Origin of the sequence: Bacillus cereus group sp. MYBK216-1, assembly GCF_051916495.1 — a bacterium.
GTDB lineage: Bacteria > Bacillota > Bacilli > Bacillales > Bacillaceae_G > Bacillus_A > Bacillus_A thuringiensis_K.
The window spans coordinates 617,810-632,721 of record NZ_JBQAGT010000002.1 but is presented as its reverse complement, the minus strand read 5'-3'; the positions used below and the strand labels follow the sequence as shown (position 1 = coordinate 632,721).

Sequence of the window (14,912 nt, the reverse complement as noted above, 5' to 3'; positions counted from 1 at the left end):
CTTCCTGTAGTAGTCTTTCTACTGTATCTGCTTTTATCTCATTTGGTTTTCTCAATATTTTTTACTTCTATTTTTTGATTGTTATGACTGGCACTTGCTCAGTTTCGGAAATTTCACTGTAACCATAATAAAGTAGAAAAAACAATAAAATAATTTTCCAAATAAATATAAACACTTTATAACTATACTTCATATAAAAAACCTCATTTTCCCTATATAAGTGAATGTACATACACCTTGTAAATCCAATTACATAAATTATCGGATATTTTAGTTGTAGAGAATCATTAAGTATTAGAAATTGTTATTCATAAACATATCCAAGAAATCTTCAAAAAATATCATCTAGGCATTTTAACATTTCATAAAAATGCACAGATAATATTTTTACGTTTAGCTAAGTAATGCTTATTATGTAATAAATCCTTATCTCTATTTCACCTTAATGTTTATATGTACAAGAGTCTGTGTAGCAACTAGGCTGTACTTTAAATATGTACTAAATTGTGTGTGGGAAAGGAAGCACATTGTATTTAAAGTTGTTACTTTAACCCCCTTAATTAGTTGGTAGTCTTCTTCATTCAGACAGAAAGGAAATTTAAAGTGTGCACGTATTTTTACTCAGACTCTTTACTACACACACTCCTATACACATAAAAACATCTATAGTTTTTTGTAACAATACAGAAATTACAAGAAACAAAACAGAAATATTTTTAACACTGAGTAATGAATTTGTAACAAAAATGTAACATACTACATTTAATCGTACAATACTTTTTTAACTAATTATCAACAAATTTCTGTTAATATCGTTCAAATTTAATAATGTTCCCATATAGTATTACAATTACAGTTGCTTGTGTTTTATTTGGATAGATACGAGAGTTATATGCTTTATTAATTATCATTCATTTCAGTTCCATTTCGGCATGTGTCTTTTATACAATAAACATATATTTGAAAGACAGTGGAGTAACATTTTATGTATGTCCAACAAATAAGATAGCTTCCTGGGGACGTCATACATTGTCATCAATCTAAAGCTTATGAAGTTATACGTGATGGAATGCTAATGTTTACCATAGGTGATATTGGCTATAAAAGTATAAAAACTATTAACAAAGCATCTTAATGTTTATGAAATACTTTGTTAATAGTTTCTCTTCTCCCTAATCTCCTGCGAGACTATATTTTTTTATTGAAATTTTCCATATCTTATTTGATTTATTTATTCTGTAACACCAGATTGGGTTACTGTTACATCAGCTGTTACACGAAAACGTAAATGTTTATAGGATTCTTCCCATTCTTGACTGTTCCATTTTCTTACGTGAGTTCTACCAAGCTTCCTAAGTCCTATAGGATCTGTGTCTTTTTTAATAAATCTCTTTATCAATGTAGTTGCCTTTTTTTCTATTTCTGTTTCCATAATTTTTTCTAATTTTTTTATTTCTTTAGGATTATCTAGATTTTTTGTTTTTGTAAATTCTTGAATTTCAGCTTTAACTTGAATATGAGCATTTACGAATGGATGCTTACTATTCCCCTCCATCTTATATTTTGTTCTAGCTTTTATATTCTCTATCGTGGCGTAAGTATTTGAAGAACCAGGTAATTTGAATTGGTATGTACCTTGTTTAAAATTATCTGTCAACAATTTAAATACAAATAAATCTTTAGGGTTCACTTTATCAACCATTTTACATCTTTTAAAAAGTGCTATTCCATTTAACTCCAACACGTTACCTTTTTTAGATATCATCGGTAAATATGAATCTCTCGCATCATCATTAAGTTGGTTTAAAAACATAAAAAAATTTGTTTTTGGCTGCGTTCCGTTGTCCATATTTTGCTCCAGTAAAGAGGATAGATAGGAAGAAATTTCTTTTTCTTTAGAATAGTTCCCCTTTAATAGTGATTCCCCTTTTACATTTGTAATTGCTAAATAAATTGCATTTCCTACACTAGGATTTCGGTTCAAAGTCTCTAAAATTTCCTGCATTCCCTTTTCAATTATTTTTTCATTAAATATAATCACACGCAATTGACCCAACTCTAGAGGTCCAGAAGATTTTTCGGATGCTCTTGCAAGAACTTCTCTACCAGTCTGGCCTGATGCTGAATAGATTTTCGTTTCACCTTCCCCCCCTCCTTTATAAGCTGAAATCGCAAAGGTTCCTTTTAGCTTACCTTCTGCTTCAGTATCATATGCCGCAACTTGAACTAAATCAATGTCATCCACAATTTTCGTTTTAGCACAACCTATTAAGAAGACACTTACTATAATGAAAAGTATCCATCGCTTCATGTTTATCTCCTTAACTTTATTTTGGCGGTTTGAATTAGCCATAGTACAGGTAAGTATACATATATATATATAAAGCCAATTTGACCTGTCCAAGTATTTAATAAGTTAATTTTATTACGGTTATTCAAGAAAAATGATAAAACGAAGATGAATACGATGATAACTGGCAAAACATATTTTTGCTTTATCCCCAGCGCCTCTTTTATACCACGACTTACTCCCCACAATGTAAAGGAAACGTTAGGTAATATAAAAAAAGCCCAAACAGAAACAATAATGTATTCAAACCGCTCTATAAAGGGAAATTGTATAATTTTAATCATACTTAAATATGCCCATATCGCGCTCGCGAGTTGTTTTTCACTAAAAAACGCAAGAGTTAAAATCATAAGGTATGTGTAGACAATAGTCGTTACTAAATTTGCATAGTGCGCATATTTTTGAGACTTTCTTGCCTTTTTAATAAATGGGTAGTACAACAATAACATTTCAAATCCAAAAAAACTAAACATATTTCCTTTCATTCCTTTCATAATTTCTAGGAATGAATGCTGTGCAATTGGAAATAAATTTCGAAAATCTGCATACTGCAAAGGATAAAAAAATGTGAAGATTAGAATGCTTGGGATAACGATTCCAAAGAAGCCAATTCCGGCAACTACACGAAATCCTCCAGTCACAATGTAATAACATAAGCCTAAAAAAGCCCCAGCTATAACCCAAGATGAAATGGAAGGAAACATCCAAACATGTACTACTTCGATATAAGTATGTAGTGTTGTTGCACCTAACAATACAATATAGGATAAAAAAATGAAGTTGAACAATCCACCAATCCATTTTCCAAGTACGTCTTGATTGATTGCAATGATGTCTCCATTACCCTGATTTAAAATCTGATATATGATCCAAATCATAAGATTAACAGATATTCCAAAAAGTAGCGTACTAATCCACGCATCATTTCCAACTAATTTTGCACTAATCCTTTCAAAACCAAGCATACCAACCCCCATCTGTATAGTAATAATTAAAAAAAACACCATATATGGAGAGACTTGATACTCAATTGGGACCTGTTTCATAATGCTCCTCCCTGTTAATTTCAATCATCAAAATCATTTCGTGATTTGATTTTATTTTTCTCTACCTCTTCTGGATTAAAACGAAAACGCTGTTTAGATCTTGAAAAAATTGGGCGTCGGAACATCGCTGAGATTGGCAAACGGATAATGCTGTCTTTCCAATCTGTAGGGCGTGTAGGATAAAAAGGAAACAAATAAGGACGTCTTAATGATTCTGTACGTAATAAGCGTGCTAAAAGTAAAGAACTTGTTAAAACAATTCCTAATAAGCCCAACAGGTGTGCAGCTATTATAAAAGGAAAACGAATTACTCGAATTGTATTACCAATTCGATATATTGGTGCTGTAAATGAACTAAGAGCTGAAAGTGCAACAATGATAATAAGTACGTTACTTGTAAGACTTGCCTCTACCGATGCTTGTCCAATAACAATACCCCCTACTATACCGACAGTTAGACCCACTTTAGTTGGTAAACGTGTCCCCGCTTCTCTCAGTAATTCAATCGTTATTTCTAAAAAAAGTGCTTCAATGACTGGAGGAAAAGGTACTTTACTTCTCGATATAATCAACGTTTCAAGAAGTTCTTTTGGAATTAGCTCATAATGATATGTTAAGATCGAAACATATAATGGAGTCGTTAAAACAGAAAAGATAAAAGCAAAAATCCTTAACAGTCGAAAAAATGAGGCCATAATCCAAGGCATGGTGTAATCTTCTGTCGTAGAAAAAAAGTCAATTAATGTTGTTGGAAGAGTGATAGCATAAGGCGAGCCATCTACAAAAAGTGCAATTTTCCCTTCTGCTAATACAGCTGCCACACGGTCCGGACGTTCTGTATTCAAAAATTGAGGGAATATAGAATTCGGGTTGTCTGCAATTAACTGAATCAAATACGTGCTATCCAAAACGTGGTCTGTTTTTATTAGACTCACCCGTTTTATAATTTCTTGTAGATTTTGATCATTTACAATTCCCTCAATATATACAATCGCAACGGTTGTGTTAGATAGCGCGCCTACTTTCAATTCCTTCATTTGTAAATAAGGTGTTGGAAGCTTTCTACGTACTAAATTTAAGTTTACATCTAAATCTTCAACAAACGCGATTTATGGACCCACAATATTGTATTCAATTTCAGCTTTTGTAATATCTCTTTTTTCTTTCTTTGCCACATTAATTAACAAGCCATTTAATTTATCTGTATCGAACTGAATAAGTATATAGCCGTTTAAAATACTATCCTGAATATCTTCCATTTGATTTGTTATTTTTGAATTTTCAAAGGGTAAGACAGACCGAATATCTTGTAATGAATCGAAGCTCTTCTCTTTTATATAAGTTAAAACCTCTTCATGAAATATATTTACATCGATTAAGGTTCTAAAATATGAAATGACTATAGAGGATTTGTTTGAAGCGATCTCCAACGTTATAAAATCTTTAGATTTTTTTAGTAATTGCATTAATTCCTGCAAAGATTTTATAGAGTGAACAGGTACTTTTTCATGTGGTTTCAATTGATAATACCCTTCCTTTCAAAAAGAACCTATATATAGTTTTTAGAAATTTCTATTTTAAAAATGAGGGATATTTATATGTCAATATGCTCATTAAAAATAATACCTTTTTAACTAACTTAACCAAAATTAGTTAAAAAATGTATTACGAGTAAAAATTTGAAATGTCCCCAAGAAAAATTACAATATTAAAAACATCCTTTCTTTTGGTTCTAAAGAAAGGATGTTTTTATAACAGGCTTTTTCAAGTGTCTATTCTATAGGGTACATTTACCAGTGTTCTTCTCTTTATTATTTCATTAAGTAACATTAGCATTACATTCTGTATGGTTTCTTAAAAAATTTCAGTAAGAGAATATCTTAATTTTGAAGTGTACAAATAGGGAGAGTGACTTCAACTATAGTCCCCTTATTCATTTCACTCTCAATAAATATCTTTCCCTGATGTGTTTCAATGATTTTATAACAGATCATTAACCCTAAGCCAATCCCCTCTTCTTTAATACTATAAAAAGGTTCTCCGAGGTATGGTATACGTTCTTTTGGAATCCCACACCCTTCGTCGATAAAACGAATGCTTACTTGATTATTATCAAGTATATTTAATTGAATGAGAATTTCTCCTCCCATCGGCATAGATTCAATTGCATTTTTTAATATATTAACAAATACTTGTTTTAATTGATTTCCTTCACATGAAATCAATGGAATACCAGGGTTAAGATCGATTCTAAATTTTATATTATGCATCATTGCTTGAGGTTGTAGTAGCATTAAAACTTGATCCATTAGCACACTAATGTCATTATGTTGTATTTTTACCACCTGTGGTTTGGCTACCGCCATAAATTCAGTTGTAATGCTCTCTATACGCTCAATCTCTGATGATACTATATTAATATAACCCTGATTATTCTCATTTTCTGTTGATTTTAGTAATTGCATGAACCCTTTCATTGCAGTTAATGGATTATTAATCTCATGAGCCATTGCAGTCGCTAATTGTCCTACAACAGCAAGTTTTTCAGATTTTCGTAATAATTCTTCTGTTTTTAGCCGTTCAGTGATATCACGAGAAATACTTAGGAAAACCTTTTTACCATTTAAGTTAAAAACACGAACACTAAACTCAGTTGTTATTACTTTTCCTGTTGGAAAAACATATTCATCTTGCAAAGTGAAGGAAGTTTGTCCCTTTTTAATTTTTTCTAATAGCCTTACGATCATTTGAGAATCTTGTGGTACTATATTTGAAAATGATAATGAGAGCAACTCTTCTCTACTATATCCAAATCTTCTACACCCAACAGGGTTCACCTCAATAAATCGACTTGGAGCATTATCTTCATTCAGCTCTACTACATATACCGCATCAGTTGCTTGTTCGATTAGTGCACGGTACTTCATTTCACTATCTCTTAATTGCCGGTGTAATCGATGCCGTTCTCTTTCTGCTTGTTTTCTTTCAGAGATGTCTCTACATATTGCTGATAAAGCTATCACATTTCCTCTTACATCTAGTATAGGAGAAACTGTCAGACTAACATCAAGAAGACTCCCATCGCTCCTTTGTCTAACAGTTTCTAATTTAGTAAACACAGATTCAACTGTTAGAATTTTCTGAATATTTTCGAGCGATTCTTCCATTAAAAAATCTGGTACACAAGGTAATCTCTTACCTATGATTTCTTGTGATGACCACCCAAATATCTTTTCATAAGCTTTATTGGCTTGTAAAATATGCCCTTCTCGATCAGAAATGGTAATAGCATCTAGATTGTGCTTTATAAATGATTCCAATAATTCTTTGGTAGCGCTTAATTCTGATTCTACCTTTTTCCTTTCGGTTATATCAACTGTAGAACCAACAACTTCAATAACTTGTCCATTTCGTTTAATTGGCCTAAGCGCAATAAGAATAATAGTTTTATCATTTGGCCAAGGTAATTCAAATATAATTTCTTTTCCTTCCCATGCCTGAAGATAGTACTTCATCAATTGTGGAACTAAATGTGGAGGAACAATAGAAGCATCAATAGTACGTAAGCTTTTTCCTACCACCTGTTCAGAATAAAATCCGTTTTGATAATAAAACTGTCCATCACATAAAGTGTGTATAAAGTGCTTATCCACTTTTTTAAATTTAAAAATTCCTCCTTGAAGCTCATGTACGGTATCTGCAAGTTCTTGCTTCGATTTTTTTAATTCTCGATTCATTTTAGATAAGTCCTGTGTTAAATAATACAATCTCTGGTAGGCTTCCATAAGGAATAGCCCAATTAAAAGTCCTAACGCTATATATAATAGGCCTCCTGTGTAAAGTAATGTAGTATTAAATAATACGCCAACTAACCACTTTATTCCAATAAAAACAGAAAAATATAACGATGCACTTTTAAAAGGACGTAGTTTTTTAAAATAAGTTTTAAAGGTAGAAAATAGAATCCCCATACCTAAATAAGCAATCACAGGAGGTTCCCAATACCCTCCAGTGTAAAAGATACGCATTACAATTATGCTAATTAACGTAATCCAACCAGCAATACGACCAAAGTAAATAAAAGATAGAATAAGAGGAACAACTCGAAGATCGTAGGAAAATCCCATGTATGGAAAAGAAAAGAACATTAACGTAACTGCAATAATCCCTCCATAGAGCTTTTCGAAATATCGACTAGAATTAATTGTAAACACTTGAATAAATATTGCTGCGCTAACTAATAAAGAAAAAATAGAAAGGTTGATGAAATAATCTTTAATAATCATGTAATGTCCCTCCTTGAATTAAGTGTATTCGACAAAAAAGCTAAAAATCCTACAAATTGTATAAACAGTTCAAATGCATAAATTTTAAACTAGGATAAAATCTGGAAAAGTAAATAAGGAGCACAGCAGATGAGATATTTTAATGAAAAATAGTTCAAAAAAGATAATAGTAACCGTTGACTACTATTATCTTTTTTCTTTAAGTTATCGTAATACGTATGAAACTCTAAGGGACGTGGTATGTCATTTCATCAAACAATGATTATATGCTGAGTCATGAATATAGAAACTTCAACAGTAATTTTTGAAAAATAACATAAAAAACAAAACTATCTTTGAAAATGGAAAAAATCTATATAAATGTCAACTAATCTATGTACAAAAACGTTCACTTAATTTTGCATAAAGTCACTCCACTTAGGAAGCTAAGTAGTTCTTCAAGGTCGATAAGAACACCTGTAGATGCTTCAGGATAACTACATAATTGTATGAGTAATGTACTTGAAACATTTCGGTAAAACCATACACATAATACAACTAACTCCTTGGTTCAATATTTACTTTTTCGCTGAACAAATTCTTTTTCTTGAGCAAAATATTCTAGGATATAAGGAGATTTTTCAATTAACTTGGTGTCTAGTTTATTCTCCAGCTCCAATTACTTCCTTACTTTCAGATTCAGTTCATTATATTTTGTACTTTGTCTTTATACACAACATATTCCTTACCATCCACTACTGCTACTACCGCAAATTCATCATTTGGATTGAATGAAAGCCAATCAGCCCACATGTTAGTATTAGCCCCTCCACTCCACATATTATGAACAGTGTTTTTAGTTAAATTCATAACTTTATAAGACGCATTTGGCGCATTTGTTCCAGTCTTTATTTCAAAAGTGTATGCGTTATGAATTTTTTTATAAAAGTAGAAAACGTTTGATGGACGAAGCTGATTCAAAAAATCCTGTTCTTTTTTCTCTGCAATTTTTATCCCTTCTTGCAAAGTGACAACATCTGTTTTTAATGTTTTCCAACTGTTTTTCGCTGCATTCAAGCTAGGGGTTAAGAATTTATATTTATTTTGATCAGCTTTTTGATCAGCTTTACTAATATGTCCCAGTACACCCGAATATTGAGAATCTAAATCCTCCCATTGCGTAGACATATAAGTAAGAGCAGTGATAGCACTATCAAGCATACTATGCATATCACTAATATTATGAAACGCAACTCCAACTACACGATTCAATGTTATTTTATAATCTACAGTCTGACGCAATTTTGCTAATTCAGGTTCTAGCCAACCTAACTTACCTCTTGCATCACCTATCATTATGCCACCAGCAATCAAGGTTGGAATAAAGGGGATTTTCACCATGTCTAATCCCTTAGATTCTATGTCTTTCTGATATTTTACTTGTCCTAAAAGGTCCTCTAGACGCTTTTGGTCAGCCTCCACATCAGCACCTTGGTTTTTTAAAATCGATTGCAATGTCTCTTTATGACTTCCAAATGTTCTAACATCTTCTCCAATAGCATTTTTTAATTGAATTAATTCTTCTATTAATGCTTTTGCAGACTTTTGATTTTGTTGAATTCCTCCTTGTAAATCTGTAATCCCTTTTTTTAAAGTATCTCCATTTCCAGTATTGATCGCCTCTACTAATGTTTCATAATGATTTTCAAATTTTGTATCGTATTCTATAATGCCTGTCAATGTATCAAAAAGATGTTTTTTTACTTGTGTATTCCATGTCACAGCATGTGCTCTTGCATTCTTTTGATCTTGTACAATTTTACTAGGTAAATCTGCATTTCCATTAATAGTTATTCCTTCAAAACTCACATCTGGATTATTAATTAGCAAATAAGAATATTCATTCATAGCTTTTGCAAATAAACCAGCATCTTGCAAAGCTTTTTTCATCTGTTCTTCATTTGCTGAAAGAGACATATTTTCAGTGTTCGTTTGTTCAATTTCAATTGCAAAAGTTTCTAGTGGTATGACTGCATAAGTAGTTGTTATAGTTAAAAACGCTGATACAGCGAGTAGTTTATTAGGGATTTTTTTCATCATTTCGTATTCCTCCTATATAGGGTATGGTTTCAAGTTCTAATCTTATTAAAAAGCGATGTCTTTCAAAATAAGTTCTACCTCTTTTATCAGTATCGTTTGAACTTTCTTTAGCAGTCTTCAAATCATTAAGTATTAAAGAAAATGTATATAATCAGCTTCAAATTAACCGATTCTGTTGCAAATTTAAAAAAAGCAATTAAACTACAAGGTTATTCTTTTATTAGAATCATACTTATATATAATTGAAAGGCGAAGTCTTTAATGAGACTCCGCCTTTCTGTTATATAAGGATTTATCAATTATTACTTTTCTGTTTAACAGTGTAATCATAGACTTTCTATGTTTTAGTTCACTTTACAACAGAATTAATATTTCCCTATTTTTGTGGAGTAACAGTTTCCACTTTTAATTCCTTTATTCCTTCTTTTAATGTAACTGCATCTGTTCGTAATGTTTTCCAACTGTCTTTCGCTGCATTTAAATTAGGTTTTAAGAATTTAAATTTATTTTGATCGGCTTTTTGAGCTGCATTCTCAATATGCCCTAGAACGCCCGAATATTGAGAATCTAAATCATGCCACTGTGTGGACATATAAGTAAGAGCGTTAATAGCATCATCAAGCGCCTTGTGCATTTCATTAATATTACTGTAAGCAACTCCAACTACACGATTTAAGGTTACTTTATAATCCACGGTCTGACGTAATTCTGCTAATAAAGGCTCTAACTTACCTAAATTATCCCTTGCTACTCCCACTATAATACCGCCAATTATTGGTAGACCCAAAATAGCACCCTTCATTACATTAAACCCATCAGATTCTAATTGTTTATAATAGTTTACTGATCCTAATACTTCTTCTAGACGCTTTTGATCGGCATCAACATCTGCACCTTGATTTTTTAAAATTGACTGCAAGAGCTCTTTATTACTTCCAAATGCTCTAACATCGTGTCCAATAGAGTCTCTTAATTTAGTTAATTCTTCTATTAGTTGTTGTGCATACTTTTGATTTTGTTGAATTTCACCTCGCAAATCTGTAATCCCTTCTTTTAAAGTTTCTCCATCCCCTGTATTAATCGCCTCAATCATTGTTTCATAATAATTGTCAAATGTTGTATCGTATTCAACAATACCATTCAATGTATCTAAAAGCTGTTTTTTTACTTTCGTATCCCAAGTAACAGCATGTGCCCTTGCATTCTTTTGATCTTGCACGATTCTACCAGGTAAATCTACATATCCATTAATGGTAATTCCCTCAAAATTCACATCAGGGTTCTTAATTAACATATAAGAATAGGCATTCATAGATTTTGCAAATAATCCAGCCTTTTGCAAGGTCTCTTTCATTCTCGCTTCATTTGCAGAAAGAGCCGTATCTCCATTGTTCGTTTGTTCAATTTCACTTGCAAAAGTTGTTACTGGTGAAACTACATTTGCGGTTGTAATAGTTAATAGCGTCGATACAGCGAGTAATTTGTAAGGGATTTTTTTTATCATTTCATTTTCCTCCAATTTAGGTTTTAAATTTCAGTTCTACTCCTGTTTAAAAGCAATATCTTTTGAAATGAATTCTGCATCTTTATGAATATCATTCCAACTTTCTTTAGCGGCTTTTAAATCATCTGGTATTAAAGAGAATTTGTGGTCTTGCATAGAATCGATATTATCCAGTAAATCTGTATAATTTGCGCCCATTGTATTCCATTGCTTTTGAATATTTGTTAGAGACAATATCGCTTGATCTACAGTCTGATATAGATATGCCAATGTTTCTTTCGCGTTAGTAAGCGAAAGAACTGCTTGATTAGCACGATCTGCTTTCATACTTAATTCTCCGATTTTGTTAGAAATTTCATTATAGGAGTCCATATGCTTAGATGCTGTGACACCAGCCGCAGTTCCTAGACCGATACCAGCTGCACCAAGAGCCGAGAGTCCACCAACAACAGCCGGTGTTGCTGTACCGCCAGTTACAACAATAACTACCGCTCCTCCAATAGCTGCAATAACTAAAATAGCTGCTCCCAATCCACCACCAATTGACCATGCTAATACATCATCAAAATGTTTTTTCTGAGTAGAACGAAGTTGCTCAATTTCAGCTTGAAGTTGTGGAATCGTTGCCTGTTGACCTGCTAATATTGCAGTTAATCCACCTTTCCCATCTGGACCACCAACATTATTTTTAAAATCTGTAGAATTTTGATATAGTTTCCCTTTGAAGTCTTGTAGCATCTTAATCACATCTGTAACTTCTTTTGAATTTGTATTGATTGTAGTAATTAAATCATTTATACCCTCTTTTAGACCTGCCTTATCTTTCTTTTGTACAGTTTCTACTAATGTGTCGTAATAATTTTGAAATTGTTCATCGTAATTTACAATATTACGAGCAGTTTTTTGAATCTGTGGCTTCGCTGTATCTAACCAGTAATTTGCATTGATTCGTGACAGCTCTTGATTAAGGTGAATATTTTTGAGCAACTCTCCCCCCTCTGAGCCTAAATCGATATTAGATAAATTTACATTTGGTTGCTTAATCATTGTTTTTGCGTATAAATCCATTACTAGAATATGAGACCCTGTTTCAGCTAATGCTTTCTTCAGTCCTTCGGGGCCTAATGCATAATTGCCTACTTTTTGTTCTTGAGCGGTCGTTTCTTGTGCAAATGCATGAATAGTGTTACCGGTAGTAGCAGTTATAACAGTTGCTAATGTAGCTAAAGTTAGTACTTTGAATGGAAATTTTTTCATGACTATTCTCCTTCTTTCGCTAAATACTTATACTCTTTATAGATTTCCAAAAACGTAATATCAAAATTTATATACTTGCTCTTCAAGGTAACTTATTACATTTTTTAATTGTCTTAATGTATCTTTTTGAGACTGCTCGTTAGTTGTATCAACATTAGTAGATAATTTTGTAATGCTATTTTTTATTAGATTTAAATCTTCTTTATAGCGCTTTAGTAGATCAAGTTCTAAATCTACTTGATTTGCAAACGTATGCAAATCATTTTGTGTAAGAAGAAGCATTGATTTTTGTAAATCAGCTATTGATAATTTCGTTGTTAAATCATATATTTTTTGATTTTGTTTCTCTAAATCATCTAAATATGCTCGCTGTTCTGCTGTTAATTTATTTACTTCAGCAAAAACGCCAAATGTTTTCTTAATCTTTTCGGTATCAATGACCTTCATCAGGTCATACTCTTGTGTTTTTGCTGCGGCTGCGGCTGCTATTTCACCTTGTTTGCTTTTCTCAATTGCTTCACGAGCTGCTCTTTTTGCTGATTCAATCTCTAGAGCAGTTTTACCTTGCTCTGTTGCTTCTTGCACTGCTTTTTTCTCAGCTTCTAGAATAGAGTTGTTAATTTCTTTTCCTTTGTTATACGCTGCCACCCCTGCTTGCGCAGCTGGTTCAATAATTTCTTTTGAAAGACTATAAACTTCTTTGAATATAGCAAATCCCTGTTCATTTAAAGCCCCTGGTATTAATGCAATTTGCTGTAAATCATTTTGAATTGCTTTTTTGGTATTTAATATTTCATTTTTTAACTGATCTATTTTTCCTGTTCCATCTGTACTTAGTATGCCTTGCGCAGTTGCCACATTAGTATCAAAATCTTTTAATTTTTTATCAAGCTGTAATTTAAGATCTGTTAATTCATTGATTTGTCGTTGCGCATTTTCTTGATTCGTCATAGCCATTTCTTGAAGTACTTCAAGTCTATCCGAAAACCCTTCTCTATCTTCTTTATTGTCTACAAACGATTTTAATGCCGGGTAATAACTTTTAAATTTTGTTACAAACCCTTTACTTTTTGAATTTAATAGAATTAACTGTGGATAGAGTTCCGATGACCATTCCTTCATATCTTGTTTGATTAGGAATTGATTGGTATTTAAAGCTGGGACTTCCTCTAGCTGTACATTAGGACTCATTAAAGATTGATCAATATACGTTTGGATTAATTTAGATTGCGCACCTAATTTTCGTAATGAAGAGGAAATATCCATGCCTTCCTGTTGAGTTTCCGCTTGAACGATTGGTGTTGCGAGAGTATTGATAGGAATAGTTGCTCCAGTTACAATGGATGTGACTAATAATCCTGTCATTATTTTAGTTTTCATTCCGTACACTCCTTTACCATTGTTTTTATAACTTAATTCATATAACTTGTACGACCGCTCTCTTTGTAAACTGGATAAGAAGGAGAAATCTTTCAGATACGTTAATATCGTTGTTTTTTACTTCTAATAGGATGTAAGGATTTTATTTATCTCTCATTTCGATACTCTATTTTTTTAAATATAAATAACAAAAATTTATTAACTATATTTGAATCAGGCACCTTATGAGTAGTAAATTATTAATTCTTTCCTAAAGTTGCGGTTTAACTTACAGAATCGTGAGGATCAATAAACCAATGCTTACAGTTAATCTTGTCATAACATTGTTTAATTTTAATTTGATAATATCCCTCTTAGTTTTGTCAGCAAACTCCTTACTAGACAACAAAAGGTGAAATTATACTGTACATTGCTTATACTTTTATTGCGGAATAACTTCACTTTTGTTATGCAGAAACTTAGAACACGTTTATTACCAATTTGATTCTTGACCTCTTGTAAATAAATTTACTATTCAGAAAATTATTAAAGACATAATGTTACTTATAACTTCACTATAATTCCTATTAGCGTAACCTTCTCCTTTCTGTCTGGTCATACCAGTTATGTTGTTCATTAAAACATTAAATTTTCAATGCGTAAATAGAAAAATTTTGTCGATTATGCTCGATAATTTACTGTTAAATAAAAATATGAACCAAAAAAATTATATAAATATAGTTATTCGTAAATTTCATTTCTGTAATTGTAATGATTACAAATTAATGTGTATACGGTTAAAAATAACTATTTTAGCTCAACCAAGAAATTTTATTTTAGAAAAAATACTTATAGAATAATATAATAGGTTTTTTTATACTTTTTTACCTTTATTTAGTTATGTATAATTGCATAAAATGTAGATATATTTAGTAATATATGTTATATTGTTGATTTTTTTAAAAAACATCCTGATATCATCATTATTAAATATCTAATATGAAGATATTAATCTATAAACTTATCTTCGT

At 31.6% G+C, this 14,912-nt stretch carries 8 protein-coding genes and 2 pseudogenes; all 10 read right to left on the bottom strand.

The window, feature by feature from the left end; genetic code table 11:
* Positions 1-806 precede the first annotated feature (806 nt).
* The 10 genes and pseudogenes from ACTFRH_RS08700 to hblC all read right to left on the bottom strand — a co-directional run bounded on the left by ACTFRH_RS08700 (position 807) and on the right by hblC (position 13,902).
* Positions 807-911, bottom strand: a complete 105-nt coding sequence (locus tag ACTFRH_RS08700) for a helix-turn-helix domain-containing protein (RefSeq protein ID WP_002181550.1) — start codon at positions 909-911, stop codon at positions 807-809.
* Positions 912-1,231: 320 nt separating this feature from the next.
* Positions 1,232-2,311 (bottom strand): Ger(x)C family spore germination protein, encoded by a 1,080-nt coding sequence (locus tag ACTFRH_RS08695; protein WP_000832856.1) that lies wholly within the window; start codon positions 2,309-2,311, stop codon positions 1,232-1,234.
* 2 nt (positions 2,312-2,313) lie between these two features.
* Entirely contained in the window at positions 2,314-3,396 is a 1,083-nt protein-coding gene (locus ACTFRH_RS08690) for a GerAB/ArcD/ProY family transporter (RefSeq protein WP_000815829.1), read from the bottom strand.
* Positions 3,397-3,416: 20 nt separating this feature from the next.
* Positions 3,417-4,916: pseudogene (locus ACTFRH_RS08685) on the bottom strand (spore germination protein).
* 360 nt (positions 4,917-5,276) lie between these two features.
* Positions 5,277-7,682 (bottom strand): PAS domain S-box protein, encoded by a 2,406-nt coding sequence (locus ACTFRH_RS08680; protein WP_000584307.1) that lies wholly within the window; start codon positions 7,680-7,682, stop codon positions 5,277-5,279.
* 430 nt (positions 7,683-8,112) lie between these two features.
* Positions 8,113-8,340: pseudogene (locus ACTFRH_RS08675) on the bottom strand (hypothetical protein); the annotation flags it as partial.
* 20 nt (positions 8,341-8,360) lie between these two features.
* Positions 8,361-9,761 carry a hemolysin BL regulatory component HblB gene (gene hblB / locus ACTFRH_RS08670; RefSeq protein ID WP_000976162.1) on the bottom strand — a complete coding sequence of 467 codons (1,401 nt, stop codon included), beginning with the start codon at positions 9,759-9,761 and terminating at the stop codon, positions 8,361-8,363.
* A gap of 376 nt (positions 9,762-10,137) precedes the next feature.
* Positions 10,138-11,265 carry a hemolysin BL binding component B gene (gene hblA, locus ACTFRH_RS08665; RefSeq protein ID WP_000591969.1) on the bottom strand — a complete coding sequence of 376 codons (1,128 nt, stop codon included), beginning with the start codon at positions 11,263-11,265 and terminating at the stop codon, positions 10,138-10,140.
* A gap of 36 nt (positions 11,266-11,301) precedes the next feature.
* Complete coding sequence (gene hblD, locus ACTFRH_RS08660; protein ID WP_000714435.1) at positions 11,302-12,522, bottom strand: hemolytic enterotoxin HBL lytic component L1; 1,221 nt, start codon at positions 12,520-12,522, stop codon at positions 11,302-11,304.
* Positions 12,523-12,582: 60 nt separating this feature from the next.
* Complete coding sequence (gene hblC / locus ACTFRH_RS08655; protein WP_000850233.1) at positions 12,583-13,902, bottom strand: hemolytic enterotoxin HBL lytic component L2; 1,320 nt, start codon at positions 13,900-13,902, stop codon at positions 12,583-12,585.
* Positions 13,903-14,912: the final 1,010 nt, after the last annotated feature.

Excerpts from the sequence above, each read along its gene's own strand:
- hblA (WP_000591969.1), bottom strand. The coding sequence starts at position 11,265 with ATGATAAAAAAAATCCCTTACAAATTACTCGCTGTATCGACGCTATTA.
- ACTFRH_RS08690 (WP_000815829.1), bottom strand. The coding sequence starts at position 3,396 with ATGAAACAGGTCCCAATTGAGTATCAAGTCTCTCCATATATGGTGTTT.
- hblD (WP_000714435.1), bottom strand. The coding sequence starts at position 12,522 with ATGAAAAAATTTCCATTCAAAGTACTAACTTTAGCTACATTAGCAACT.
- ACTFRH_RS08680 (WP_000584307.1), bottom strand. The coding sequence starts at position 7,682 with ATGATTATTAAAGATTATTTCATCAACCTTTCTATTTTTTCTTTATTA.
- hblC (WP_000850233.1), bottom strand. The coding sequence starts at position 13,902 with ATGAAAACTAAAATAATGACAGGATTATTAGTCACATCCATTGTAACT.
- ACTFRH_RS08695 (WP_000832856.1), bottom strand. The coding sequence starts at position 2,311 with ATGAAGCGATGGATACTTTTCATTATAGTAAGTGTCTTCTTAATAGGT.
- ACTFRH_RS08700 (WP_002181550.1), bottom strand. The coding sequence starts at position 911 with ATGATAATTAATAAAGCATATAACTCTCGTATCTATCCAAATAAAACA.
- hblB (WP_000976162.1), bottom strand. The coding sequence starts at position 9,761 with ATGATGAAAAAAATCCCTAATAAACTACTCGCTGTATCAGCGTTTTTA.